This is a genomic window from Campylobacter concisus (genome assembly GCF_902460895.1).
In the GTDB taxonomy this organism is placed as follows: domain Bacteria; phylum Campylobacterota; class Campylobacteria; order Campylobacterales; family Campylobacteraceae; genus Campylobacter_A; species Campylobacter_A concisus_BC.
This window is the reverse complement of sequence record NZ_CABPVL010000004.1, coordinates 479,369-501,672: the sequence shown is the minus strand read 5'-3', so window position 1 is coordinate 501,672 and position 22,304 is coordinate 479,369. Positions and strand designations below refer to the sequence as shown.

Annotated in this window: 39 protein-coding genes; all 39 read right to left on the bottom strand. The window is 39.5% G+C overall.

Annotated features, from left to right (window positions below; genetic code table 11):
* The gene (gene panD, locus F3G98_RS09090) at window positions 1–348 is read right to left on the bottom strand and encodes an aspartate 1-decarboxylase (RefSeq protein WP_103557800.1); all 348 of its coding nucleotides are present in this window, start codon (window positions 346–348) and stop codon (window positions 1–3) included.
* A 17-nt stretch (window positions 349–365) separates the two neighbouring features.
* Window positions 366–935: an HI_0983 family protein gene (locus F3G98_RS09085; RefSeq protein ID WP_103608170.1), complete on the bottom strand. Its 570-nt coding sequence runs from the start codon at window positions 933–935 to the stop codon at window positions 366–368.
* Between the two features lie 18 nt (window positions 936–953).
* Window positions 954–2,237, bottom strand: a complete 1,284-nt coding sequence (locus tag F3G98_RS09080) for a UDP-N-acetylmuramoyl-L-alanyl-D-glutamate--2,6-diaminopimelate ligase (protein ID WP_103608169.1) — start codon at window positions 2,235–2,237, stop codon at window positions 954–956.
* Window positions 2,215–2,769 (bottom strand): hypothetical protein, encoded by a 555-nt coding sequence (locus F3G98_RS09075; RefSeq protein ID WP_035160637.1) that lies wholly within the window; start codon window positions 2,767–2,769, stop codon window positions 2,215–2,217. The genes F3G98_RS09080 and F3G98_RS09075 overlap by 23 nt, the downstream gene beginning before the upstream one ends.
* Window positions 2,756–3,031, bottom strand: coding sequence for a NifU family protein (locus tag F3G98_RS09070; protein WP_002941565.1), 276 nt, complete (start codon window positions 3,029–3,031; stop codon window positions 2,756–2,758). Before F3G98_RS09070 ends, F3G98_RS09075 begins: the two co-directional genes overlap by 14 nt.
* A 136-nt stretch (window positions 3,032–3,167) precedes the next feature.
* Window positions 3,168–4,088 (bottom strand): ABC transporter substrate-binding protein, encoded by a 921-nt coding sequence (locus F3G98_RS09065; protein ID WP_103608168.1) that lies wholly within the window; start codon window positions 4,086–4,088, stop codon window positions 3,168–3,170.
* 75 nt (window positions 4,089–4,163) lie between these two features.
* The gene (locus tag F3G98_RS09060) at window positions 4,164–4,856 is read right to left on the bottom strand and encodes an ABC transporter ATP-binding protein (RefSeq protein WP_103608167.1); all 693 of its coding nucleotides are present in this window, start codon (window positions 4,854–4,856) and stop codon (window positions 4,164–4,166) included.
* A complete protein-coding gene (locus F3G98_RS09055) occupies window positions 4,853–5,602 on the bottom strand; it encodes an ABC transporter permease (RefSeq protein WP_103608166.1) in 750 nt (249 codons plus the stop codon). Before F3G98_RS09055 ends, F3G98_RS09060 begins: the two co-directional genes overlap by 4 nt.
* Window positions 5,599–6,210: a hypothetical protein gene (locus F3G98_RS09050; protein ID WP_103597031.1), complete on the bottom strand. Its 612-nt coding sequence runs from the start codon at window positions 6,208–6,210 to the stop codon at window positions 5,599–5,601. The genes F3G98_RS09055 and F3G98_RS09050 overlap by 4 nt, the downstream gene beginning before the upstream one ends.
* Before the next feature lie 103 nt (window positions 6,211–6,313).
* On the bottom strand, window positions 6,314–7,300 hold the full coding sequence (locus F3G98_RS09045) for a Cj0814-related protein (protein WP_103608165.1): 987 nt from the start codon (window positions 7,298–7,300) through the stop codon (window positions 6,314–6,316).
* Window positions 7,301–8,131: 831 nt separating this feature from the next.
* Window positions 8,132–8,488: a 50S ribosomal protein L17 gene (gene rplQ, locus F3G98_RS09040; RefSeq protein ID WP_002941584.1), complete on the bottom strand. Its 357-nt coding sequence runs from the start codon at window positions 8,486–8,488 to the stop codon at window positions 8,132–8,134.
* An 11-nt stretch (window positions 8,489–8,499) separates the two neighbouring features.
* Window positions 8,500–9,516, bottom strand: coding sequence for a DNA-directed RNA polymerase subunit alpha (locus tag F3G98_RS09035; protein ID WP_002941564.1), 1,017 nt, complete (start codon window positions 9,514–9,516; stop codon window positions 8,500–8,502).
* A 14-nt stretch (window positions 9,517–9,530) separates the two neighbouring features.
* A complete protein-coding gene (gene rpsD / locus F3G98_RS09030) occupies window positions 9,531–10,157 on the bottom strand; it encodes a 30S ribosomal protein S4 (protein WP_002941501.1) in 627 nt (208 codons plus the stop codon).
* A 25-nt stretch (window positions 10,158–10,182) separates the two neighbouring features.
* The gene (gene rpsK, locus F3G98_RS09025) at window positions 10,183–10,575 is read right to left on the bottom strand and encodes a 30S ribosomal protein S11 (protein ID WP_021092633.1); all 393 of its coding nucleotides are present in this window, start codon (window positions 10,573–10,575) and stop codon (window positions 10,183–10,185) included.
* A gap of 22 nt (window positions 10,576–10,597) precedes the next feature.
* Window positions 10,598–10,966 (bottom strand): 30S ribosomal protein S13, encoded by a 369-nt coding sequence (rpsM, locus tag F3G98_RS09020; protein WP_012140556.1) that lies wholly within the window; start codon window positions 10,964–10,966, stop codon window positions 10,598–10,600.
* Window positions 10,967–10,969: 3 nt separating this feature from the next.
* Window positions 10,970–11,083, bottom strand: a complete 114-nt coding sequence (gene rpmJ / locus F3G98_RS09015) for a 50S ribosomal protein L36 (RefSeq protein ID WP_002941545.1) — start codon at window positions 11,081–11,083, stop codon at window positions 10,970–10,972.
* Between the two features lie 189 nt (window positions 11,084–11,272).
* On the bottom strand, window positions 11,273–11,491 hold the full coding sequence (infA, locus tag F3G98_RS09010; protein ID WP_002848031.1) for a translation initiation factor IF-1: 219 nt from the start codon (window positions 11,489–11,491) through the stop codon (window positions 11,273–11,275).
* Between the two features lie 34 nt (window positions 11,492–11,525).
* Entirely contained in the window at window positions 11,526–12,284 is a 759-nt protein-coding gene (gene map / locus F3G98_RS09005) for a type I methionyl aminopeptidase (protein ID WP_103608164.1), read from the bottom strand.
* Window position 12,285: 1 nt separating this feature from the next.
* A complete protein-coding gene (secY, locus tag F3G98_RS09000; RefSeq protein WP_009295263.1) occupies window positions 12,286–13,548 on the bottom strand; it encodes a preprotein translocase subunit SecY in 1,263 nt (420 codons plus the stop codon).
* Window positions 13,548–13,949: a 50S ribosomal protein L15 gene (gene rplO, locus F3G98_RS08995; RefSeq protein WP_002941506.1), complete on the bottom strand. Its 402-nt coding sequence runs from the start codon at window positions 13,947–13,949 to the stop codon at window positions 13,548–13,550. Before rplO ends, secY begins: the two co-directional genes overlap by 1 nt.
* Window positions 13,950–13,964: 15 nt before the next feature.
* Window positions 13,965–14,408 (bottom strand): 30S ribosomal protein S5, encoded by a 444-nt coding sequence (rpsE, locus tag F3G98_RS08990; protein WP_002941646.1) that lies wholly within the window; start codon window positions 14,406–14,408, stop codon window positions 13,965–13,967.
* 15 nt (window positions 14,409–14,423) lie between these two features.
* Window positions 14,424–14,780 (bottom strand): 50S ribosomal protein L18, encoded by a 357-nt coding sequence (gene rplR, locus F3G98_RS08985; protein WP_149726055.1) that lies wholly within the window; start codon window positions 14,778–14,780, stop codon window positions 14,424–14,426.
* A gap of 10 nt (window positions 14,781–14,790) precedes the next feature.
* A complete protein-coding gene (rplF, locus tag F3G98_RS08980) occupies window positions 14,791–15,327 on the bottom strand; it encodes a 50S ribosomal protein L6 (RefSeq protein ID WP_002941606.1) in 537 nt (178 codons plus the stop codon).
* 197 nt (window positions 15,328–15,524) lie between these two features.
* Window positions 15,525–15,920, bottom strand: a complete 396-nt coding sequence (gene rpsH, locus F3G98_RS08975) for a 30S ribosomal protein S8 (RefSeq protein WP_009295261.1) — start codon at window positions 15,918–15,920, stop codon at window positions 15,525–15,527.
* A 9-nt stretch (window positions 15,921–15,929) separates the two neighbouring features.
* A complete protein-coding gene (locus tag F3G98_RS08970) occupies window positions 15,930–16,115 on the bottom strand; it encodes a type Z 30S ribosomal protein S14 (protein WP_002941532.1) in 186 nt (61 codons plus the stop codon).
* 1 nt (window position 16,116) lies between these two features.
* Window positions 16,117–16,662 (bottom strand): 50S ribosomal protein L5, encoded by a 546-nt coding sequence (rplE, locus tag F3G98_RS08965; protein ID WP_002941643.1) that lies wholly within the window; start codon window positions 16,660–16,662, stop codon window positions 16,117–16,119.
* A gap of 5 nt (window positions 16,663–16,667) precedes the next feature.
* A complete protein-coding gene (gene rplX / locus F3G98_RS08960) occupies window positions 16,668–16,904 on the bottom strand; it encodes a 50S ribosomal protein L24 (RefSeq protein ID WP_009295260.1) in 237 nt (78 codons plus the stop codon).
* Window positions 16,904–17,272, bottom strand: a complete 369-nt coding sequence (rplN, locus tag F3G98_RS08955) for a 50S ribosomal protein L14 (protein ID WP_002941516.1) — start codon at window positions 17,270–17,272, stop codon at window positions 16,904–16,906. Before rplN ends, rplX begins: the two co-directional genes overlap by 1 nt.
* On the bottom strand, window positions 17,272–17,523 hold the full coding sequence (rpsQ, locus tag F3G98_RS08950; RefSeq protein WP_002941511.1) for a 30S ribosomal protein S17: 252 nt from the start codon (window positions 17,521–17,523) through the stop codon (window positions 17,272–17,274). Before rpsQ ends, rplN begins: the two co-directional genes overlap by 1 nt.
* Window position 17,524: 1 nt before the next feature.
* Window positions 17,525–17,719, bottom strand: coding sequence for a 50S ribosomal protein L29 (gene rpmC / locus F3G98_RS08945; protein WP_002941625.1), 195 nt, complete (start codon window positions 17,717–17,719; stop codon window positions 17,525–17,527).
* Window positions 17,706–18,131: a 50S ribosomal protein L16 gene (gene rplP, locus F3G98_RS08940; protein WP_002941572.1), complete on the bottom strand. Its 426-nt coding sequence runs from the start codon at window positions 18,129–18,131 to the stop codon at window positions 17,706–17,708. The genes rpmC and rplP overlap by 14 nt, the downstream gene beginning before the upstream one ends.
* 2 nt (window positions 18,132–18,133) lie before the next feature.
* The gene (rpsC, locus tag F3G98_RS08935) at window positions 18,134–18,832 is read right to left on the bottom strand and encodes a 30S ribosomal protein S3 (RefSeq protein ID WP_002941650.1); all 699 of its coding nucleotides are present in this window, start codon (window positions 18,830–18,832) and stop codon (window positions 18,134–18,136) included.
* Window position 18,833: 1 nt separating this feature from the next.
* Window positions 18,834–19,166 carry a 50S ribosomal protein L22 gene (rplV, locus tag F3G98_RS08930; RefSeq protein ID WP_002941544.1) on the bottom strand — a complete coding sequence of 111 codons (333 nt, stop codon included), beginning with the start codon at window positions 19,164–19,166 and terminating at the stop codon, window positions 18,834–18,836.
* Between the two features lie 11 nt (window positions 19,167–19,177).
* A complete protein-coding gene (gene rpsS / locus F3G98_RS08925) occupies window positions 19,178–19,459 on the bottom strand; it encodes a 30S ribosomal protein S19 (protein WP_002941639.1) in 282 nt (93 codons plus the stop codon).
* Window positions 19,460–19,461: 2 nt separating this feature from the next.
* Window positions 19,462–20,295 (bottom strand): 50S ribosomal protein L2, encoded by an 834-nt coding sequence (rplB, locus tag F3G98_RS08920; RefSeq protein ID WP_002941522.1) that lies wholly within the window; start codon window positions 20,293–20,295, stop codon window positions 19,462–19,464.
* A 1-nt stretch (window position 20,296) separates the two neighbouring features.
* The gene (locus tag F3G98_RS08915; protein WP_002941535.1) at window positions 20,297–20,578 is read right to left on the bottom strand and encodes a 50S ribosomal protein L23; all 282 of its coding nucleotides are present in this window, start codon (window positions 20,576–20,578) and stop codon (window positions 20,297–20,299) included.
* A 1-nt stretch (window position 20,579) separates the two neighbouring features.
* On the bottom strand, window positions 20,580–21,194 hold the full coding sequence (rplD, locus tag F3G98_RS08910; RefSeq protein WP_012140561.1) for a 50S ribosomal protein L4: 615 nt from the start codon (window positions 21,192–21,194) through the stop codon (window positions 20,580–20,582).
* On the bottom strand, window positions 21,191–21,769 hold the full coding sequence (gene rplC / locus F3G98_RS08905) for a 50S ribosomal protein L3 (protein ID WP_002941563.1): 579 nt from the start codon (window positions 21,767–21,769) through the stop codon (window positions 21,191–21,193). The genes rplD and rplC overlap by 4 nt, the downstream gene beginning before the upstream one ends.
* 20 nt (window positions 21,770–21,789) lie before the next feature.
* Window positions 21,790–22,098 carry a 30S ribosomal protein S10 gene (rpsJ, locus tag F3G98_RS08900; protein WP_009295257.1) on the bottom strand — a complete coding sequence of 103 codons (309 nt, stop codon included), beginning with the start codon at window positions 22,096–22,098 and terminating at the stop codon, window positions 21,790–21,792.
* Window positions 22,099–22,304: the final 206 nt, after the last annotated feature.

Genomic DNA, 22,304 nt, shown 5'->3' with positions numbered 1-22,304 from the left:
CTACTCCTTTATGATCTCGTTTTTGTTATTTACATGCACGATGGTTGGCTTAAATTTCTTAGCCTTTTTAAATTTCATACTAGCATAAGCCACTATGATGACCACGTCTCCTACGCAGACCTTTCTAGCAGCCGCGCCGTTTAGGCAAATTTCGCCTTTTTTGCCCTTTATCACGTATGTGGCAAATCTCTCGCCATTATTTACATCTAAAATTTCAACCTTTTGATTTTCTATCAAATTTGCAGCCTTTATAAGCTCCTCGCCGATGCTGATCGAGCCAACGTAGTTTAAATTTGCGTCTGTTACGACGGCCCTGTGGATCTTGCTAGCTAAAATTTCTATTGTCATTTTCTGCCTTGTTTAGTTTATTTGCACTCTATCACTGGTCTGTTTGCTAAAAATTTCTCGTTAAATTTCTCAGCCTTTAGCGTCTTTTCTAGCTCGTCAAGAGTTTTGAAATTTCTAGCAAAAGATACGCCGACTAGCCCGCACTCGCTCGTTTTTGTAACATCTAGCGTTATCTCGTAGCTGTTAAATTTTGGATTATTTGGCTCTGGATAGTAAATTTCTTCACGGTAAGAGCTGTCGCTACCTATCTTTTCTATCTTAAATTTGCCCTTTTTTGGATCTGTGGTTTTTTTTATCGCTGTTATAAAATCATCTATGTTTTTGATGCTTGGCGCATAGGTAACGCTGATTAGCTTACTCCATCCATAGCCGCCCTCATCTTCTAAATAATACTCCACCGTAAATTCATTTTGGTATTTTTGGTGATAAATTTGGCCGTCATACTCTATATTTTGAGGTAGGTTGCTCACCAGATAGCTCTTTTGGTTTGCGCTAGATTGTAGCTTTTGCGGCTCTTTTTGAGCAGTGGCACATCCTAGCAATAGTGCAACGCAAGTAGCCGTAAAGGCTAAATTTAAAATTTTCATCGTTTTTCCTTTCAAAAGTTATCTAGATAAAATTTCAAGCACCACTTCTTTGTCGCTAAATGGGTGCTTGACGCCCTTTATCTCCTGATATGGCTCGTCGCCTTTGCCAAGTATGACAAGCGCCCAGCCAGGTTCTAGTTTGCTAATGGCTAGCGCGATCGCCTCTTTGCGGTTGGCGTTTCGTATCAAATTTTCATTTTGACTCATGCCAGCGCAAATTTCATCGATTATGCTCTCTGGCTCTTCGCTTCTTGGATTGTCACTAGTGACTATGCAAATTCTTGCGTATTTTTGGGCTATCGCTCCCATTTTTGGGCGCTTTGTCCTATCTCTGTCGCCGCCTGCACCAAAGACTGCGATCAAATTTAGATGTCTAAGCGAGTTTAGCACCTTTTCGATGCCATCTGGCGTATGGGCAAAATCCACGATGACTAGCGGATCGGTGCTAACGACCTCCATCCTGCCGCTCACACCTTTAAATTTACTTATCGCCTTTGAAAGTGCGGCTGCGTCTGGGTGCTCTAGCAGGCAAACGGCGCCAAGGGCTGCGATTAGGTTGTAGAGATTAAACTCGCCTTGAAGGCTTGAGTCTATCTCCACATTGCCATTTGGCGTCTTGATAACTGCGTCTATGCCGTCCTTTAGCCCATAAACTATCGGTGCAAAGCTGGCTGGCTTTTTGAGCGCGTATGTGTAGGCGTTTTTTGGGTTAAATTTAACTCCGCCATCGTCAATATTTATGAGCTTTACGCTCTCATCGTCAAAAAAGCTTGATTTTACCCTAGCATACTCCTCCATGCTCTTGTGGTAGTCGAGATGGTCTTGAGTTAAATTTGTAAAAATTTTTAGCGCAAATTTCAAGCTCTCTATGCGTTTTTGAGCGATCGCGTGCGAGCTAACCTCCATCACGAAGTACTCACAGCCCCGCTCGCTGGCTGCTTTGAGATATGAGAGCGTCTTTAAAATAGCACTTGTCGTAAGCGCCTTGTCATCTATCTGCTCGCCTTCTATAAACGCCCCTCTGGTGCCACTTAGACCGCATTTTTTGCCTAAATTTCGCAGGGTCTCGTAGATGGCCGCAGCCGTTGTGGTCTTGCCGTTGGTGCCTGTGATGCCAACTATCTTTAGATTTTCGTCTATTTTTAAAAGCTTTTTGCACTCTTCAAGAGTGATTATCTTAGCGCCGTTTTTTGCCGCGTGTTCTACAAATTTCGCATTTGCGGTAGTTTGCACAAAGTATGCACCCTGCTCGCACTCGTTTGAATCATCTGTTATGAAGCTATTTTCTACTGATATTTTCATCGTTTTGTCTTTTTTGTATCTCTTTAAAAAGCTGATCTATACGCTCGTCGCCGCCAAACATCACCGCCGCACTCTCAAGGTAGTTCATGCTCATATCAATGAAGTCATTTTTTATCAAATTTCCTAAAAATTCCAAAAAATCGTCTTTGTTTGAGATCATGACCTTGGTTGAGAACATGATGTTTTCAAAGACCTTTTTAAAGCTGCCGTCCTTATAAACAGCCCTTTTAAAGTCCTCGTAGCTGATCGCGTCTTGCTCTTCAAAGTACTCGCTCTCCTCGTCTCTGGACTCTAAAATTTTTAAAATTTCCTCCACGCCCTCGTCGTCTTCGCCGGCTCTTACTTTCGCCATGTAGTAGTCAAACAAGAGCTTTGCCTCTTCGGCATTTTCCTCGCCAAGAGAGCAAATTTGTATCAAAAATAGTAAATTTTTCTCCTGCGTCTTTTCGTAGGCTAGTGAAAAGTAAAAGATCGCGTCTTTAAATTTAGAGCGTTTGAAATATTTTATGCCTACTTTTTTATAATCCATCAATGTTAAATTCCTCGCCTATTGGAACATTTATGACCTCAAGCTCTGGATGAATGTCGATGCGAAGTTGCCTTTCGATGCCGTATTTTAGCGTGGTCGTGCTGGCTGCACATCCGTGACAATGTCCTGTGAGTCTTACGTAAATTTTGCCGTTTTTTATGCCAAGTAGCTCCATGCCGCCGCCGTCATTTTCAAGCATAGGCAGCACCTTTTGCAAACTCGCAGTCACTGGTTTTAAAAGCTCTTCATCACTAAATGGGATCATATTTTTTCCTTAAATTTTTTAGCTATTATAGCAGATAAAGTGCAAACAAACGTTTTCTAGGCTTTTGCTGGAGGCATTTTGGCTTTAAATTTTGGTGGTTTTTTGTGGAGAAAAAGGGCAAATTTGCCCTTTAAATTTAGTTTGGTAGAAGTGATTTTATATCGATTTTATGTTCAATCATCTTGCTCTCAAGCATAAATTCTTGCGTAGCTTCGAGCGCTTTTATATCATCAGCCGTGATATTTGGGCTAAAGTCATACTGAGGATACATGCTCTTTACCGCCTCTATGCTAAGCCCAGTCTCTTCGGCTGTAAATTTAAGCGCCTCGTCCTCGTTTGCTTTGATGTAGGCCAAAATTTCATCCTGAGCCTTTTTAAATTTCTCAACTACATCTTTGTGCTTTTTATAAAACTCTCCGCTTGTTGCCGTGACGATGACTGGAGTGATGACGCCTTTGCCAGTTGTCACTACATTTAGGCCTGATTTTTGAGCGTTGTAAGCCGCTGGTCCTGCAAGAAGTGCTGCATCGACGCTGCCGTTTTCAAGTGCAGCTTGCGCAGCAGGGATGCCCATAGAGATGAACTCTACGTCATTTATGCCTAGACCGCCAAGAGCTAGGTATCTCACCAAAAGCTCATTTAAGATAGTGCCTTTTGGACCTGCTACTTTTTTGCCTTTTAGATCTTTTGGCGACTTGATGTTTTTATCTTTAGAAAATATAACAAAGGCCTCTGGTGCCCTTGAATAGGCGCTTATGATCTTTATATCAGCCTTATTTGCAGCTGCAAGTATGACAGAAGTGCCGCCCACGCAGTTTAAAAACTGGAGCGAATTTGAAGCGAGCGCTTGCGTTTGCTTCGCACCTGAGGTGATCTCAGAGTACTCAACCGGCACGCCAAAAGACTTCGCGTAAAATCCTTTAAATTTATCGACGATCGAAGGGACGTTTAGCGGCGATTTGACGTAGGTCATGCCGATCTTATCTAAGCCTTCACTTGCGTTTGCAACTAAGCAAAACAAAGAGGCCACGCACAAAACCTTGAAAAACTTTCTCATACTTACTCCTTTTAAAAATTTTCAAGATTATATAATTTTTTGCTTCATTTTGGTTTTAATTATCATTTTATTTGCCTAAATTTCACTCAAAATTTTGCGTTTTATCGCTATTAGCTCCTCACTTAGCAGATATCTTGGCCTTACTAAATTTGATAGCTCGTAGTTTGACTTTATCCCGCCCTTTTCAAGCAAGATGATCTCATCAGCCAAAAATAGCGCCTCGTCGATGTTGTGAGTGACAAAAAGGATGGTTTTGCCAGCTTGTATTTTTAAAATTTCAGCCTGCATGCTAGCTCTAGTAAAGGCATCAAGTGCGGCAAATGGCTCGTCCATTAGGATCAAATTTGCCTCGTACGCAAGCACTCTAGCAAGCGAAACGCGCGAGCTCATACCACCAGAGAGCTGCGAAACGGTGGCAAATTTAAAGTCGCTAAGTCCTATCATCGATATCAAGCTACCTATCTTTTCAGCCTCTATATCATGCTTTTTAAGCGCAAATACGATGTTTTCATAGACATTTAAAAACGGCATAAGGCGGGGCTCTTGAAATACGAAGCCGATCTTTGCTTGCTCTTTAAATTTTATCTCGCCCTGACTTACGCTCTCAAGGCCTGCTATAAGGCGTAAAAGCGTCGTTTTGCCACAACCGCTTCTACCAAGTATGACGGTGATCTTATCTTTTTTGATGCTCAAATTTAGCTCTCTTAAAACATCGATACGCTTTTCGCCTATAAAAAAATGCTTGGATAAATTTGAAATTTCTATCATTTTTCACCTCGCAAAAGGCTAAATTTCGCTATCAAAAGCAAAAATATCCTATCTATGAGCACGCCGCAAATGCCGATCGTAAAAATGCCTACAAATATCCTATCCGCGCGTGAGAGCTCCTCGGCGTCAAGGATTAAGTAGCCCAGCCCGCTTGAAGCCGCTATCATTTCAGCTCCGATGATCGCGCGCATAGCGTAGCCAAAGCCTATTCGCATGCCGACAAAGATATCTTTTAGCGCGCTTTTTAAGATGATCTTGTAAAAAATTTCAAATTTGCTAAAGCCAAAAATTTTGCCAACCTCGATGAGCTTTATATCGCAGCTCGTTAGCCCCTTTTGGATGCTTAGAAACATCGGGAAAAACGAGGCTAGGATGATAATGATGATCTTTGGCGTCTCGTTTATACCAAACCAAAGCACCAAAATGGCGATCAAACTAAGCGGCGGGATATTTCTAAAAAACTCCAGTATCCACTCGTAATAAACGCTGATCTTTGGCAAAAGTGCCGCTATACCGCCAAGCACGAGTGCTAGGGCAAACGAGAGAGCATATCCTGCAAATATGCGCTTAAAGCTGATAATGGTGTGTGTGGCAAGCTCGCCGCTTAGGCTCATGCCATACATCGTCTTTAGCGTAGCTAGCGGACTTGGCAAGATATACGGCGTGAAAATTTCTAGCTTGCAAACGACCTGCCAGATGGCAAAGATCGCTAGGATCAAAATGCTCTTTTTAAAAATTTCCCTCACAGCCCATCTCCGTTGTGACAGCCGTTTTCGCAGTATAAAAGCTCGATAATCTGGTAGTTTTTAAGCTCGCTAAATTTATATGAAAGGGCATTTTCTATCTTCTCTTTGCTACCAAGGCTTAGAGTTTTTACGCCCAAATTTGTGAAAAATCCTGGCGGTACCGGACTTTGCTCGATACTACGCATCTTTAAATTTATAGCGTTTTGCTCCCTAAAGCTTCTCCATGTCAAAAATGTAGTTCGCTCCAAATTTAGCCCCCTGCCATGCTCTGCCAAGTCCTCACAAGGCGTCGTCACATAAAGCCACTCATCCTCTTTTAGCTTTGAGCTAAGCTCAAGCGCGCTTTCTATCAAAATAGGGTTTAAATTTGAGATGAATACGGCCTGCTCTTTGAAATTTGCCCTGATGAAATTTACAGCCCTCGGACAGCGACTATCGTAAATAAGCTCACTTTGCGCAAGAGCGTTTTTGTATGCGTTTTTTACGCTTTTAACGTGGTCTTTTTCGCACTCTACTACGCTAAAGCCTTTATCTTGCAAAATTTCTTTAAGTGCGGCAAAGTCGTAGATATTTTTTACAACAGGATTTAACCAAACCACTTTTTTCATAAGAGCTCCCGTCAAATTTAAAAGCAAAATGTAATAATTAAAATCAAAATTGTATCACTTGAAAGTAAAAAGATGGCTTTGGAGGTTAAATTTATAAAAATGGCTAGACTTTTATGTCCAAATTTCGCTTTTTTTGGCTTTTCTCCATTAGCTTTAGTATATCTATGCCGTTTTTTTCAAGGCGCATTAGCTCCTTAAGGTAGGCAAATTTCTCATCTTTATTGATGTCGTAGGTCGCTAGTTTCTCGCTTCGGCCGATCACCGAAGCATAGACCTTGTTGCCGTCAAGTTTGTCGGTATTTTGCACATTGTAAAGCGACAGCACGCCCTCTATCACCTCTTTAAATTTCGCGCCGCTCTTCATGCCAGCCTTCATCAGCGTTAAAAATCTCTGCCTGCTCTCATCGTCAGTGAAATTTATGCTTTGCATTGTCTCATATTCGATCGGTGGCTTGTTCGTGCTAGTTAGCATTGAGATGGCCTTCTTACCTATCGTAATACTCTCCACGCCGACCCTCTCGCCAAGATATTGCCTCAGCGCATAGTCCAGCCACCTATCCTTGAACTCCTCGACGCTCATGTCCTTATCCAGTATCTCAAAGCCCTCCACGTGGCTCTTGTGTCTAAGTCCAAGCAAGGTGCCGTTATCATCTTTTGACGTGTACTCTTTCGCAAAGAGATCGACGTTTGTTGGATAGTATCCGATGATCGATTCGTAAAGTCTTCCAAAGCCAAGCGCCTCGGTCTGACTAACAAAGCTTTTAAGCTCGTTTATCTCATCTTGGCTCATTTGCTTGTCATATCCCATGAGTTTGCCCCAGATGCTTATCTTGCCATTAGCGGCCATGCCTGTGAGCGAGTTATCTCTAGCAAATTTTAGCGGCTCATCATCTTTGTTAAATTTACTCTCATTTGTCTGGTTTAAATTTATCTGCTCGCTATTTTGGTTTGCGTTTTGAACTAATTTTTGTAATGATAAATTTAAGGAATTTTCGTCTGTGCTAGGCCTGATATTGCTAGCGCTTTGCTCTCTAATGTTTTGAAAGCCACTATATAAATTTACATTAGCTCCATTTACGCCACCTATCATCTCAAATCCTTTGTAAGATAGTTTAAACAAATATCGTCTCTTTCAGAGTAAAATTTAGAAATATGTAGAGTTTGGCTTGCAAATTTATGGCTAATTTTTAGATATTTTATTATTTTGCTATTTTTTGAAATTTACCTGCGCCATTTTTATTGCATTTGACCAATATATTTGGTTTTGGCCGTAAGTCATATATTTAGAGCAAACTTACACCATCTCTGCCCTCGCAGCCACATTACCAAGCCTTTCTGCAACCTATCAAAGTGAGAGTTTTGCAGCTTTTTGGATTGTAAATTTGAAATTTGTTTTTTGAATAATTTAAATTTGAGATAGTTTGTCTGGATGATTTGCCCTGCTTTTGGTTTTGCATTTTAAATATATAGCCTTAATCATAAAACTTCGCAAAATAGCTTATAAATTTAACCCAGAACCACTCAAAATGCAAATAACCCACCTAAAGCAAATATCACGAAAAATCAACGAAGCAAAATTTAAAAACCAACTAGCTCTAAATTTAGAAATTTATGGCATTAGCTTTGAAATTTAATGGATAAATTTGAGTTAGAAATTTATGACTTCTTTTTGGGGATTTTTGGCATAAATTAAAGAACGTCTGCTTTGTCTTTTGTGCTTTAAAGCCGCTATAAATTTACTTACACAACTATTTTAACCCATCGTAGCAGCTCATCTAAAAGTCACGAAATCAAATTTATAATGCTCCGACTTGTAAATTTGCCACAGACTAAAATGGATAAATTTAAAACAAAATTTTTAAAAAATAAACGTAAAAGATAAATTTAGAAAGAAAAGAGAGCCAGATAGGCTCTCTGGGGATTATTCAGCTACTAGCTCTATATAAGCCATCTCAGCTGCGTCGCCTCTGCGAACGCGAGTTTTGATGATTCTTGTATAGCCACCGTTGCGCTCTTTAAATTTTGGAGCCACTTCAGTAACTAGCTTATTTGTAGTCTCTTTGTCTTGCAATGAAGCAAATACTGCTCTGTGAGCGTTAGAGTCGCCCTTTCTAGCTCTTGTGATAAGCTTTTCAACATAGCTTCTAAGCTCTTTTGCTTTTGGTAAAGTTGTCTCTATCTTTTCGCTTTTGATGATAGCTATCGCTAAATTCTTAAGCAATGCAGATCTATGAGATGACGTTCTACCAAGTTTGCGATATCCGTGTTTATGTCTCATCTATTGTCCTTTTATTCTTTTGCACTCATTTGTGATTTTAGCTCGGTTATTTTCTTTCTGAGTTGCTCTTTGCTATCTTTTAACACATCGACACCAACTGGATAGCCTATCTCTTCCATAACCGCTTTTATCTCTTCAAGAGATTTTTTACCTAAATTTTTAAGCTCTTTAAGCTCATTTTCGTCCATCAACGCAAGCTCACCGATAAATCTAATATCGGCTTTATCAAGGCAGTTAAAACTTCTAGCGCTTAAATTTAGATCTTCTACACTAGAAAGTAGCTTTGAGAACTCGCCGCTTGCGCTTGAACTAGCAACTGGGGCGCTGACATCAATATCTAAAATTCCTTTAAATACTGACATTTGTTGATACATAGCTTCTAAACAATTTTTAAAAGCTTCTACTGGACCAACTTGACCATCTGTTGTTATCGTAAATACGATTTTCTCGTAGTCTGGGTCATCTTCAACCAAGACGTTTTGTATCTCATAAACTGCTTTTTTAACAGGTGTAAAGAAAGCGTCTAGTGCGATATACTCGTCTTCGATCTCTTCTCTGATCTCTTCACTAGGAACATATCCGATACCTTTTTGGATGATAACTGAGAAATTTAACTCAGCATCTTCGTTGATGGTTGCAAGATATGCATCTGGGTTAACGATCTCAACTAGGTCGTTATTTAGATCAGCTCCAGTTATCTCTTTTGGTCCTTTAAAGCTATACTCTATAACTTCACGCTCGCTGCCGCTTTTTAATTTAAATCTGATCTTCTTCAAATTTATAATAAAAAATGCCACGTCTTCAAGCATGCCACGCATACTATCAAATTCGTGACTAACGCCTTTTATCTTTACACCGATAGGAGCAAAGCCTACTGTGCTTGTGTAAAGAAGACGGCGTAGTGGGTGAGCCAAAGTAACAGCATAACCTGCTTCAAAAGGATATGCTGTAATGTTAGCGACATTTTCGCTAACACTTTTAACTTCTATTTCAGTTGGCATATAAGCTGATGTAGTAATCTTTCTCATCTTTATACCCTCTATTATTTTGAGTAAAGCTCTACTATAAATCTTTCCTCAACAGGAATGATAACCTCTTCTCTTTCTGGATTTCTAGTGAAAATTCCAAATTTTTTCTCTTTTTCCACATCTACCCAAGCAACGATGCCAGTTTGAGCTGTAAGATCGATCGCGCGAACGATTTGTGGATTGTTTTTAGATTTCTCAGCAACTTCTACTTTAGAGCCTGGCTCCACTCTGTAAGATGGGATATCCACTCTCTTGCCATTTACCAAAATATGTCCGTGAGTTACAAGCTGGCGAGCAAAACGACGAGTCGTTGCAAAGCCCATTCTATAAACAACATTGTCTAATCTCTGCTCTAGTAGTTGAACCAAAAGAGCACCAGTGTTGCCCTCGCGGCGTGCTGCTTCTTGGAACAATCTTCTAAATTGTTTCTCTGAAACACCATACATAAATTTAGCTTTTTGCTTCTCGCGAAGTTGTAAGCCATATTCGCTTATCTTTGCTCTTCTTTGTCCGTGTTGTCCTGGTGCATAAGGTCTTTTTTCTAAAGCACTTTTACCAGCAAGTCTTCTTTCGCCTTTTAACGCAAGAGACACACCAAGACGTCTTTCTAATTTTTCAACAGGTCCTGTATATCTAGCCATAATAATTTCTCCTAATTTTCTCTAATTATACGCGGCGGCGTTTTGGCGGTCTGCAACCATTGTGTGGTAAAGGTGTGATATCTTTAAAGAAAGTTACTTTTATACCCTCTACACCACCTACACTCTTAACAGCCGTTTCACGTCCGCTACCTGGACCTTGAACCTTAATGCCAACTTCTTTAATGCCGTGCTCTTTTGCTTTTGTTAAAGCATCTTCAACTGCTTGTTGAGCTGCGTAAGGAGTTGATTTTTTACTACCTTTAAAGCCTAAGCCACCTGCACTACTCCATGCAATAGCATTTCCCATTTCATCAGTTACGGTTACCATAGTGTTGTTAAATGTTGCACTGATATAAACGATACCTTTGGCTATGCTTTTTCTAACTACTTTTTTCTTAACAATTTTTCTTTTCGCCATTTATTATCCTTTAACCCTTGCCTTACTTAGTAGCCGCACCGACAGTTTTACGTCTGCCTTTTCTGGTTCTAGCATTAGTTTTAGTCTTTTGACCACGAACAGGAAGACCTTTTCTGTGGCGAAGACCTCTATAACTTCCAAGATCCATAAGAGCTTTGATATCCATAGCAACTTGTTTTCTCAAATCACCCTCAACGACGTGGTGCTCTTGAATTTCTTTACGGATAGCTGCTGCTTCGTCTTCGCTAAGCTCATAAACTCTCTTATCATAAGAAATTCCAGCTGCGTCAAGAATTTGACGAGATTTGTAAAGACCTATACCATAGATATAAGTCAAACCATACTCGATTCTCTTTTTGTTTGGTAAATCTACACCTGCAATACGTGCCATGCCTTATCCTTGTCTTTGTTTATGTTTTGGATTTTCGCAGATAACACGAATTATGCCACTACGTTTGACAATTTTACATTTGTCACACATCTTCTTTACAGAAGGACGAACTTTCATTTTAGTCTCCTAAAAATTTATTCCACTTTTTTAGGGGCTGCATCAGGTCTAAAGAAATAATTTAAACCAACTATTTTCAAAATAAGTGGGGAACTTTGAAAATAATTCTTCATACAGCTTTTCGCAAAGCTTGGATTTTATCCAAAACCAGCTTTAAATTTACTTAGCATATTTGCCAAGAGCCTAAATTTACTTATATCTATAAGTGATCCTGCCCTTGTCTAGGCTATATGGCGTAAGTTCTACTTTTACGCGGTCGCCAGGCATTATCTTTATATAATGCATTCTCATCTTTCCGGCGATATGACATAAAATTATATGTTTGTTGTCAAGCTCAACTTTAAAAGTTGCATTTGGCAGTGCTTCAACAACATTTCCATCAATCTCAATGACATCGTCTTTTGCCACAAACTCTCCTTTCTTTAAATTTTTGCTATAAATTTTACGCTTGACTTAAAATTTCGGCTTTGCCATTAACTATCGCCATGCAATGTTCATAATGGCTGGTTCTCAAACCATCTTTTGAGGTTACTTTCCAGTTATCGCTTCCTAAAACTGGCGTGCCATCTTTTTGGCAGATCATCGGCTCTATACAAAAAACCATCCCCTCTTTTATCTTTGGTCCAGCTTTTGGATTGTTCCCTTCAAGATAATTTGGAATTTCTGGCTCTTCATGTGGCCTTTTGCCTATGCCATGACCGCAATATCCGCGCAAAGGTACATATCCTCTACCAAGAATAAATTTCTCAAGCTCGTAGCTAATCTCTTTAAAATGCATACCAGCTCTTATAAAATTAATCGCAAAATATAGCGTGTCTTTTGAGCAAGCGATCAAAGCTTCGTCTTCTTTTGAAATTTTACCAACTCCAAATGTCCTAGCTGAATCACCAAAATAACCATCTAAATTTGAGCCAATATCTACACTAACGATATCGCCCTCTTTTAGCTTGTACTCATTTGGAATTCCGTGGATCACCACTTCATTGACGCTTATGCAAGCTGCATTTGGAAAGCCATAAAGCCCTTTAAAAGCAGGTTTTGCTCCAGCGGCTCTTATCATATCTTCACAAATTTTATCTATCTCAAGAAGTGAAATTCCAGGTTTTATGATCGTAGAAATGTGATCAAGTGTTCGAGCGACGATCTTGTTCGCCGCTCTCATTTTCTCTATCTCAGCTGGTCTTTTTAGCGTGATAGCCATTTTATAGACCTACTGCACTTAGAGTTTGGTATTTGTTTGTATAAGACTGAGCTTCTATACGTCTCATCGTATCAAGTGCTACTGAAACCACGATAAGAACTGATGTACCGCCAAAATAAAATGGTACGCCCATAGTCTTTACAAGTACCCAAGGCAATGTTGAAATGATACCCAAGTACAAAGCTCCACCTAAAGTTAGCCTGCCAGCTACTTCATTTAGATAGCTAGCTGTACTTTCGCCCGGTCTAACACCTGGGATAAATCCGCCTTGTTTCTTTAAATTTTCACTTATATCTTTTGTGTTAAACACGATTGATGCATAGAAAAACGCAAAGAAGATGATAAATAAAAATGTTAAAACATTAAACATATAGCCATTTGGACTTAAAAAGTCGTTGATGGCTTGGATTACTGGATTTGTGCTAGCCTGCAAAATAGTGCTTGGAAACATCAAAATCGCACTAGCAAATATCGGTGGGATAACGCCACTTAAATTTACTTTGATCGGTATATAGTTCATTATACGTTTGTTTTGATTTTCCATTATCACTTTTCTTGAGTAAGAGATAGGTATACGTCTTTCGCCCATCTCGACAAATATAATAGCACCAATAGTCGCTAAAATGATCACCAAAATAGCGATGACTGTTAAGAAATTCATCTCAGAAGTATTTACCAAATTTACAGTTCCGCCGATCGCACTAGGTATGCCAGAGACGATGCCCGCAAAGATGATAAGACTTATACCATTGCCTATACCGCGCTGCGTGATCTGCTCACCTATCCACATAAGTAGCATAGTGCCAGTTAGCATAGATACAGCAGAGATCGCGATAAATAAATTCATATCTATCATGATAGCTTGCTCGCCACCACGACCGCTTAAGCTTTGAAGTCCGATAGAGACGCCGATTGATTGTACAAGAGTGATAACGATAGTCGCATAACGTATGATTTGCATATATTTTTGCATACCGTCGCGCTCTTTTTTCATCTGACCTAACTTTGGAAATGTCGCTGCTAGAAGCTCCATGATGATCGAAGCTGTGATGTAAGGCATAATGCCTAGAGATATGATGCTTAAACGCTCAGCGGCTTTACCACTAAACATATTAAATAGACCCAAGGCGTTGCTATTGTTTGAATTGAAAAATTCTTTAATTACGTCGACATTAACACCAGGAACTGGCACATAAGCCAGTATCCTGTATGCGAACAAAAATGCCAACGTGATTAAAATCTTGTTGGTCAGTGTTTTATCCATTATTTTGTTCCGCTAACGCTAACGTTCTCGTCTTTGATCTTTGAAGCAAGAGCTTTTGCGCTTGCACCGATTAGTTTTATCTTAGTAACGCTCTTTGAAATTTTATGAACGCTAGCTATTGTTGCGATTGAAATTTCCGCAAGCTCTTTTATAGCTGCGATCTTTTCAACATTGATAACATAAGGTTTTTCAAATTTAGAAGCAAAGCCCACCTTTGGAAGACGTCTTTGAAGTGGTTGTTGTCCGCCCTCAAAACCTCTTTTTTCATTGTAGCCTTTTCTTGCTCTTTGACCTTTGTTGCCTTTGCCAGCAGTTTTGCCATTGCCACTGCCTTGACCACGACCTATTCTTTTAGTTGCATGAGTTGAACCTGCAGCAGGTGTTAATTTTTCTAATGCCATCTTAACTCCTTTCTCTTAGCTTTTTAGCAAACTAAGTGCTTTTATAGTAGCACGAACGACGTTTGCTGAGTTGTTTGAGCCAAGTGATTTAGTAAGGATATCCTTAATACCTGCAAGCTCGATAATAGGACGTGCACTACCGCCAGCGATAACACCGGTACCTTCGCTAGCTGGGCGAAGTAGCATTCTACTTGCGTTGTATTTTACCTCTACATCGTGAGGGATAGTTGTGCCCTTGATCTTAACGTGGATAATATTTTTAAATGCGTCGTCAATCGCTTTTCTCATCGCATCTGGTACCTCTTTAGCTTTGCCATATCCAAAGCCAACTAGACCATTTCTATTACCAACAACAACTAAAGCTGTAAATCTAAATCTACGACCACCTTTAACAACCTTTGTAACCCGACCGATATCGACGATTACTTCTTCAAATTCTTCTCTATTATATTTTTCCATCGATTTTCCTTTGGGTTATAGCTTGATGCCATTTTCTCTTAAAGCTTCAGCAAATGCTGCGATAACTCCATGGTATAAATAACCATTTCTATCAAAAATCGCAACATCTATCTTCTTAGCTTTTAAAGCCTTAGCAAATTCTTTAGCTAAAGTGACCGCACCTTCTTTATTTGCTTTTATGCCTATTTTTCTACCATCAACTGCAGATAGTGTAGTAGCTGTAACGTCGTCAATCGCTTGAACATAAAGGGTTCTGTTTGATTTGAAAATAGAAACTCTTGGGCAAGTTGCAACACCAGAAATTTTACCTCTGATTCTTCTTTTTCTCTTAATTCTAAGAGCGATTTTTCTTTTTAGTACTTTTGCTGTCATTTACCGCTCCTTACTTCTTAGATGTCTTGCCCGCTTTGCGGATGATACGTTCTTCTAGATATTTAACGCCCTTGCCTTTATATGGCTCAGGTGGTCTAAATCCTCTAACTTGAGCAGCCACTTGACCTACCACTTGTTTGTCGTCACCTTTGATAGTAATAACGTTTTTATCAACGCTAGCTTCAACTCCTGCTGGTAGCTCATAGTTGATAAGGTGTGAAAAACCAAGAGAAAGCTCTAAAATTTTACCTTTTGCAGCTGCTTTGTAACCAACGCCGTTGATCTCAAGCTGGCGAGTAAAGCCATGAGTGATACCAGTTACGATGTTGTTAGCAAGTGCTCTATATGTTCCCCAGTAAGCTCTGCTTTGGCGATCTTCGCCCTTTGGAGCAAAAACTATATGACCATTTTCTATCTTGACATCAACGTGACCTTTTGTGTCAAGCTCTTTTAAGTGATTGCCCTTTTTAAATTTTAGGACATTATTTTCAACACTAACGTCTACACCACTTGGGATAGCGATAGGCTGTTTTCCAATACGTGACATTTTTTTCCTTTACTTGTCTAGGGTGTTCCTACATTTACGAATAAACACCACAATGCCGTAAATTTGATCGTCAAATTTGACGAAACCTTCATTTTGATTTCTAAATTTAGCCTTGGCGAAATATAAAATTTCACCTAGCTAAAAAGAAATTTTAACCTTAAGTTATAAGGTCAAAATAGCGTTTTTAACGCAGTTTATTACCAAACGGTGCAAAGAACCTCGCCGCCAACGCCAGCTTTACTTGCTTCAATACCGCTCATAACGCCTTTGCTTGTGCTAACGATAACTGTTCCGTAACCATTTTTAAAACGCTTAATGTCGTCTTTGCCTTGATAAACGCGGCGACCAGGTTTTGAAACCCTTTTAAGCTCGTTTATAACGCTTCTGCCGTACTCATCATACTTTAAAACTACGTTTATAAATTTCTTGTTACCTTCTTCAATAACGTTGTAGCTCTCTACATAGCCTTTTGCTGCAAGGATAGAAAGAGTAGCCTCAACAACCTTAGAATGAAGCAATTTCGCAGTCTCAAGTCTTCTCATACTTGCATTTCTAATGCGTGTTAATCCATCTGATATTAAATCGTTCAACATTTCTCTTCCTTACCAACTTGCTTTTTTAAGACCAGGTATTAGGCCTTCGTTAGCCATTTTTCTTAGGCAAACACGGCAAATTCCAAAATCTTTATAAACAGAGTGCGGACGACCGCAAATTTGGCATCTAGTATAGCCGCGAACCGCAAATTTTGGCTTGCGTGCAGCTTTTGCTATCATTGATTTCTTTGCCATTTTACTTTCCTTTTGCAAACGGCACACCAAATAGCTCTAGCAATTTGAATGCCTCTTTATCGTTTTTAGCCGTAGTAGCAATCGTAATATTCATACCATGAGTTCGTAAAATTTTATCATACTCAACCTCTGGAAACATTAGCTGCTCGCTAAGACCGAAGTTATAGTTTCCACGTCCGTCAAAGCCATTTTTTGGAAGACCACGGAAGTCTTTAACTCTTGGAAGAGCAACGCTGATTAGTTTATCTAAGAAAGCATACATTTGCTCTTTTCTCAAAGTTACTTTGATACCAACAGGGAAACCTTCGCGAACTTTAAAGCCAGCAACTGATTTTTTAGCATCAGTGATAACTGCTTTTTGTCCAGCGATAAGTGAAATGGTATCAGCCATATTTTGAAGCACTTTCTGATCTTTCGCAGAATCTCCAGCACCTACACTGATCACGATTTTCTCGAGCGCAGGGATAAGCATTGGATTTTTGATGTCAAATTCTTTTACGAGAGCTGGCTTGATAGTTTCGTTAAATTTATCTTTTAATCTACTCATATCTCTTATCCTTCAACTTTCGCGACGTTTGATATATCAATTGGCATCTCTTTATTTACGTGACCACCATTTGGAGTTTTTTCGCTTGGTTTGATAGCTTTTTTAGCTACTTTGCATCCCTCAACTATAACCTGACCTTTTTTTGCAAGAACTGCTAAAATTTTACCAGTTTTGCCTTTATCGTCACCAGCGATAATCTTTACAGTATCGCCTTTTTTGACTTTAAATTTTACATTAGCCATTATAAAACCTCCGGAGCTAGCGAAACAATCTTCATAAAGTTAGCATATCTAACTTCACGTCCAACTGGTCCAAAAATACGAGTGCCGACTGGCTCTTTTTTGCTATCAAGTATAACAGCTGCGTTCTCGTCGAAGCGAATTAGCGAACCATTATCTCTTTGAACCTCTCTTTTAGTTCTTACAACAACAGCTTTTACAACCTGTCCTTTTTTGATCTTACCATTTGGAAGAGCTTTTTTAACAGAGCAAACTATGATATCGCCAAGTGTAGCGTATCTTCTTTTGCTGCCGCCAAGAACTTTTATACACATTAACTCTTTTGCACCGCTGTTATCAGCAACTGCAAGTCTTGTAAAACTTTGAATCATTACTCAACTCCCTTTGCCAATACAGCTTTTAAGCGAAAATTCTTGCGAGCTGAAAGTGGTCTGCACTCAACTGCAACAACTGTATCGCCTGCTCTTGTCTCATTTTTCTCATCATGAACTAAATACTTCTTAAAACGTTTTACAAATTTATGGTATCTTGGGTGCATAACGCGTCTTTCTACCAAAATAGTAGCTGTTTTATCTCCAGCTTTTTGTAAAACAACACCTTGAATTTCTCTTTTTAATGCCATTTTACGCCCCTTGTCTTGTTGCACTAATTGCAGTGTTGATCTGAGCTATCTCTTTGCGAACAGCACTAATCTCATTAGGGTTGCTTAACTGCATAGTTTTTAGCTTTTGTCTTAAAGTAAATAAAAGCACCTTTTTCTCTTTTAGCAACGCGTTTAATTCTGCAACGCTCTTATCTTTTAACTCAGTATATTTCATTTTCACTCTCTCGCGTTACAAATTTTGATTTGAATGGAAGTTTGTGTAGAGCCAAAGTTAAAGCCTCACGAGCCAACTCTTCGTCAACACCAGCCATTTCAAATATTATACGACCAGGTTTAATGTTCATAACCCACTCTTCAACTCCTGCCTTACCTTTACCCATACGAGTTTGTAGAGGTTTTTTAGTAAGTGGCTTGTCAGGGAAAACCCTAATCCAAATTTTAGCCTGTCTCTTTACGTGACGAGTTAGAGCTTGACGAGCAGCTTCTATTTGGCGTGAATTTACTCTACCAGCCTCAACAGCTTTAAGTGCAAATTCGCCAGTTGCTAAAGATGCTCCGCGAGTCGCATAACCACGGTTGCGACCTTTCATTTGCTTACGAAATTTCGTTCTTTTAGGCATCAACATAATTATTTACCTCTTCTTGCTCTACGTGTTTTCTTAGGTGCCTCTTCTTCAGTTTTCTCAGGTTGAACACCTTTTTGAAGAACCTCACCTTTAAAAATCCATACTTTAATACCTATGTTTCCATAAGTTGTATGAGCCTCAGCTACACCGTAATCTATCTTTGCTCTAAGAGTATGAAGCGGAACGCGACCTTCTAGATACCACTCGGTTCTTGCCATCTCAGCGCCACCTAAACGACCAGCAACTGAAATTTTGATACCTTTAGCGCCTGATTTTTGAGCACCTTGGATAACTTTTTTCATAGCACGTCTAAATGCGACACGCTTTTCAAGTTGCATAGCTACGTTTTCAGCAGCAAGTTGAGCTGAAGCTTGAGCTTTTCTTTCTTCTTTGATATTTACATTTACTTCTTTGCCGATAAGTTTGCTAACTTCGTTCTTTAGGTTTTCAACATCTTGACCTTTTTTGCCAATGATGATACCAGGACGAGCTGCAACTACGGTTACACGAAGTTTTTTAGCCGTTCTTTCGATTAGAATTTGGCTAATTCCTGCATAGTAAAGTTTTTTCTTTAAAAATGCACGAATTTTGTAATCTTCACCGATATTTTCAGGAAGACTTTGTTTGGTTGGAAACCATCTAGATTCCCAGTTGCGGTTAATTCCTAGTCTAAGACCTATTGGATTTACTTTTTGTCCCATATTATGCTTCCTTCTTTTCAGGTTTAGATACTTCTACCATTACATGAGAAGTAGGTTTGCGAATTTTGCTCGCTGTTCCTCTTGCTCTTGGTCTAAATCTCTTTAATACAGGACCAGCGTCAACGCGGCAACTAGTTACTACAACTTCTTCTGGCTCAAATCCGCCATTTGCTACTGCTGAGCTAATAGCGTTTGCTATAAATTTAGCACCACGATTTGGCATAAATTGCAAGCTTGCAAGTGCTAGCTCGGCATTCATACCTTGAACTTCTCTTGCTATAAGTCTTGCTTTTGTAGGAGAAAGTCTTACGAATTTTATAATTGCTCTACTCATATCATCTCCCCTTACTTGCCGATTTTCTTTTGCACTGAGCCTTTGTGACCCTTAAATGTGCGTGTTGGAGCAAATTCGCCAAGTTTATAGCCTATATGATTTTCTGTAACATATACAGGAATAAAGCTCTTGCCATTATGAACGTTAAATGTTAGTCCAATCATTTCAGGTACAATCGTGCTACGTCTTGACCAAGTCTTGATTGGTTTGTTATCGTTTGCATTTTTTGCGGCAATAACTTTTTTCATTACATGATCATCTACGAAAGGACCTTTTTTGAGTGATCTTGCCATCTCTATTTTCCTTTCCTTCTTGAAATTATAAGCTTATCGCTAGCTTTTTTACGGCGAGTCTTAGCACCTTTAGTTGGTTTACCCCATGGAGTAACTGGGTGACGGCCTGAATTTTTCTTACCTTCACCACCACCGTGTGGGTGATCAACTGGGTTCATAGCAGAACCACGTGTTTGTGGGCGGATACCGCGGTAGCGATTACGTCCAGCTTTACCTATAGTGATGTTAGCCCAGTCTTCGTTGCCTACTACACCGATACTTGCCATACACTCAGCTAGCACTTGTCTCATCTCGCCACTTGGCATTCTTAAGATAACATATTTCTCTTCTTTACCCATTAACTGAGCATAACCGCCAGCTGAACGAGCTATCTGAGCGCCTTTGCCAGGTTTTAGCTCTACGTTATGAACGATAGTACCAACTGGGATAAATCTTAATTTCATAGCGTTGCCTGGTTTAATATCTAGTGAGCCCTCATCGATAGATGCGATAACGTCGCCAACATTTAGGCCATTTGGTCTAATGATATAGCGTTTTTCGCCATCTTTGTAAGCTATAAGAGCGATACGGCAGTTTCTGTTTGGATCGTACTCGATCGCTTCAACTTTACCCTCTATACCAAATTTGCGACGTTTAAAGTCGATGATACGATAAAGTTTTTTTGCACCTGCTTCTTTGTGTCTTGAAGTTATACGACCATTGTTGTTTCTACCGCCAGTTGCAGGTAGTTTAACAAGCAAGCTTCTAACGCTTGGTTTAGCTGTTATATCTTCAGAGCTTAGTCCAGTCATATATCTACGACTAGGTGTATATGGTTTATATGATTTTATAGCCATCTTACGCCTCCGTATTTTCTAGGCTTACGCCTTCAGGTAACTTAACGTAGAATTTCTTTATCTCGTCACGTTGGCCTGCTCTTCCTCTAAAACGCTTAACCTTGCCGCTAATTCTAAGTGAATTTACGCGAACAGGCGTTACTCCAAAATACTCTTGTAAAACCGCTTTTAAGCTGTTTTTTGTAACTCTTGGTGAAGTTTGGATAACAACAACGCCTTGTTCTTGAAGGCCTAGAGTTTTTTCTGTATAAATAATTGTTTTGATATCAGTTATATCCGCCATTTTAGCCCTCTTTTGTTATAGTTTTTAGTGCAGCTTTTTCAATGATAACCGAACTAAATGTAGAGACAAGATAAGCATTTACCTCATTTGCATCTACTACATAGCAGTTTGCTAAATTTCTAAAAGCAAGTAGTGTTTTATCGTCTAGTAAATCTTTAACGATAAGTGCGTCTTTTACTTTTAAATTTTTGATGATATTAGCTGCATCTTTTGTCTTTCCAGACTCGATTGAGATGCTATCTACTGCGAAAATTTTACCATCTTGTGCTTTTACTGCCAAAGCGTACTCAAGAGCTAGTCTTTTTTGTTTTTTATTGACTTTTTGAAAATAGTTTTTCTCGTTTGTTGGACCAAATGCAACTGCACCGCCTACCCAAACGTTAGTTCTAGTTGAACCCGCTCTTGCACCACCACGTCCTTTTTGTCTCCATGGTTTTTTACCACCACCGCTTACAAAAGCACGGCTTTTAGTATGAGCCGAATTTGCTCTTATACCAGCAAGGTAAGATTTTACATAAAGATATAGGTTGTGTGGATTTACTTCAGCGTAGCTTGCAGGAAGCTCTAACTCGCCTGAATTTTCAAATTTATCGTTTAATACGTGAATTTTACTCATTTTACAATCCTTATTTTACCCATTGCACCATTGTGACCAGGAACGCAACCTTTTACAACTACGATGCCATTTTGAGCGTCAAAGCTTATTAGCTCGTTTTTAACAGTAACTTTCTCATTGCCCATGTGTCCTGCCATTTTCATACCTGGTTGAACACGACCTGGCCATTCGCAGTTACCAATTGAACCGTGGCGTCTGTGGAAACGTGAGCCGTGGCTTTTTGGACCACCACCGAAACCATGTCTTTTTACCACACCTTGGTAGCCTCTACCTTTTGAGTTAAAGCTAACTTTTAAAATTTTAGCCTCATTTAATGGTGTAAAGTCTAGGTTTCCAACTTCGCTATTAGCTACTTCAAGCGTAGCAAATTTGTTAAATTCTGCTGTCAGATTGTATTTCTTTTGCTGGCCAGCGATAGCTTTGTTGTTTGCTTTAGTGTGGGCATACGCTACGATAGCACGTTTGTTTTCGTCGATCTCACATACTTTAGCCTCAACTAGCTTAAGTAGTGTAACTGGCGTACTCTTCGTGGCAATCGTTCTACTCATGCCTATTTTTTCTACAATATATTCCATACTCTTATCCTTTTGTCCGCTTATTTCATCGCACGAACTTCGACATTAACTTCTGGAGCTAGGTCGAGTTTTGTTAGGCTATCTACAGTTTCTGGAGTAGCAGCTACGATGTCAAGCATACGAGCGTGTATTCTCATCTCAAACTGCTCACGTGAGTCTTTGTTAATGTGTGGAGATTTTAAGACTGTATAGCGTTTGATCTTTGTAGGCATTGGTACCGGGCCACGAACGTCGGCACCTGTTCGTTTGACAGCTTCTACGATTGCTGCAACAGTGCGGTCTAGAACTCTATGGTCGTAAGCTTTTAGCTTTAACCTGATTCTTTCCATGTGTTTTCCTTTAAAAAGAACTTGTCGCAAACTCGCGACCTCTTTACATCAAAATAACTCGCATAGGATCAAGCGATCGTACGAGCAAGACATAGGTCTTTCGTAAAGAGATAGGGATTTTACAAAAAAGCTATTATAGTTGTCAAGAAAAACGCTATTTTTTGTTGAATTTTAATTAATTATTTCCTTTTGATAAGGAAGGTATC

Coding starts and splice junctions, on each gene's coding strand:
- rpmC (WP_002941625.1), bottom strand. CDS start 17,719: ATGAAATATACTGAGTTAAAAGATAAGAGCGTTGCAGAATTAAACGCG.
- F3G98_RS09085 (WP_103608170.1), bottom strand. CDS start 935: ATGAAAATTTTAAATTTAGCCTTTACGGCTACTTGCGTTGCACTATTG.
- panD (WP_103557800.1), bottom strand. CDS start 348: ATGACAATAGAAATTTTAGCTAGCAAGATCCACAGGGCCGTCGTAACA.
- F3G98_RS09035 (WP_002941564.1), bottom strand. CDS start 9,516: ATGAGAAAGATTACTACATCAGCTTATATGCCAACTGAAATAGAAGTT.
- F3G98_RS08915 (WP_002941535.1), bottom strand. CDS start 20,578: ATGGCGGATATAACTGATATCAAAACAATTATTTATACAGAAAAAACT.
- rplP (WP_002941572.1), bottom strand. CDS start 18,131: ATGTTGATGCCTAAAAGAACGAAATTTCGTAAGCAAATGAAAGGTCGC.
- rpsH (WP_009295261.1), bottom strand. CDS start 15,920: ATGTTGAACGATTTAATATCAGATGGATTAACACGCATTAGAAATGCA.
- rplE (WP_002941643.1), bottom strand. CDS start 16,662: ATGAGTAGATTAAAAGATAAATTTAACGAAACTATCAAGCCAGCTCTC.
- secY (WP_009295263.1), bottom strand. CDS start 13,548: ATGGATAAAACACTGACCAACAAGATTTTAATCACGTTGGCATTTTTG.
- F3G98_RS08970 (WP_002941532.1), bottom strand. CDS start 16,115: ATGGCAAAGAAATCAATGATAGCAAAAGCTGCACGCAAGCCAAAATTT.
- rplN (WP_002941516.1), bottom strand. CDS start 17,272: ATGATTCAAAGTTTTACAAGACTTGCAGTTGCTGATAACAGCGGTGCA.
- rpsK (WP_021092633.1), bottom strand. CDS start 10,575: ATGGCGAAAAGAAAAATTGTTAAGAAAAAAGTAGTTAGAAAAAGCATA.
- rplQ (WP_002941584.1), bottom strand. CDS start 8,488: ATGAGACATAAACACGGATATCGCAAACTTGGTAGAACGTCATCTCAT.
- map (WP_103608164.1), bottom strand. CDS start 12,284: ATGGCTATCACGCTAAAAAGACCAGCTGAGATAGAGAAAATGAGAGCG.
- rplF (WP_002941606.1), bottom strand. CDS start 15,327: ATGTCACGTATTGGAAAACAGCCTATCGCTATCCCAAGTGGTGTAGAC.
- F3G98_RS09050 (WP_103597031.1), bottom strand. CDS start 6,210: ATGAAAAAAGTGGTTTGGTTAAATCCTGTTGTAAAAAATATCTACGAC.
- F3G98_RS09080 (WP_103608169.1), bottom strand. CDS start 2,237: ATGAAAATATCAGTAGAAAATAGCTTCATAACAGATGATTCAAACGAG.
- rpsS (WP_002941639.1), bottom strand. CDS start 19,459: ATGGCAAGATCACTCAAAAAAGGTCCTTTCGTAGATGATCATGTAATG.
- F3G98_RS09045 (WP_103608165.1), bottom strand. CDS start 7,300: ATGATAGGTGGCGTAAATGGAGCTAATGTAAATTTATATAGTGGCTTT.
- rpsJ (WP_009295257.1), bottom strand. CDS start 22,098: ATGGAAAGAATCAGGTTAAAGCTAAAAGCTTACGACCATAGAGTTCTA.
- rpmJ (WP_002941545.1), bottom strand. CDS start 11,083: ATGAAAGTTCGTCCTTCTGTAAAGAAGATGTGTGACAAATGTAAAATT.
- rpsM (WP_012140556.1), bottom strand. CDS start 10,966: ATGGCACGTATTGCAGGTGTAGATTTACCAAACAAAAAGAGAATCGAG.
- rpsC (WP_002941650.1), bottom strand. CDS start 18,832: ATGGGACAAAAAGTAAATCCAATAGGTCTTAGACTAGGAATTAACCGC.
- rplB (WP_002941522.1), bottom strand. CDS start 20,295: ATGGCTATAAAATCATATAAACCATATACACCTAGTCGTAGATATATG.
- rplO (WP_002941506.1), bottom strand. CDS start 13,949: ATGGCATTAGAAAAATTAACACCTGCTGCAGGTTCAACTCATGCAACT.
- rplD (WP_012140561.1), bottom strand. CDS start 21,194: ATGAGTAAAATTCACGTATTAAACGATAAATTTGAAAATTCAGGCGAG.
- rplC (WP_002941563.1), bottom strand. CDS start 21,769: ATGGAATATATTGTAGAAAAAATAGGCATGAGTAGAACGATTGCCACG.
- rplV (WP_002941544.1), bottom strand. CDS start 19,166: ATGAGTAGAGCAATTATAAAATTCGTAAGACTTTCTCCTACAAAAGCA.
- F3G98_RS09070 (WP_002941565.1), bottom strand. CDS start 3,031: ATGATCCCATTTAGTGATGAAGAGCTTTTAAAACCAGTGACTGCGAGT.
- F3G98_RS09060 (WP_103608167.1), bottom strand. CDS start 4,856: ATGATAGAAATTTCAAATTTATCCAAGCATTTTTTTATAGGCGAAAAG.
- rplR (WP_149726055.1), bottom strand. CDS start 14,780: ATGACAGCAAAAGTACTAAAAAGAAAAATCGCTCTTAGAATTAAGAGA.
- F3G98_RS09065 (WP_103608168.1), bottom strand. CDS start 4,088: ATGAGAAAGTTTTTCAAGGTTTTGTGCGTGGCCTCTTTGTTTTGCTTA.
- rpsQ (WP_002941511.1), bottom strand. CDS start 17,523: ATGGCATTAAAAAGAGAAATTCAAGGTGTTGTTTTACAAAAAGCTGGA.
- rpsD (WP_002941501.1), bottom strand. CDS start 10,157: ATGGCTAGATATACAGGACCTGTTGAAAAATTAGAAAGACGTCTTGGT.
- rpsE (WP_002941646.1), bottom strand. CDS start 14,408: ATGGAAAAATATAATAGAGAAGAATTTGAAGAAGTAATCGTCGATATC.
- rplX (WP_009295260.1), bottom strand. CDS start 16,904: ATGGCTAATGTAAAATTTAAAGTCAAAAAAGGCGATACTGTAAAGATT.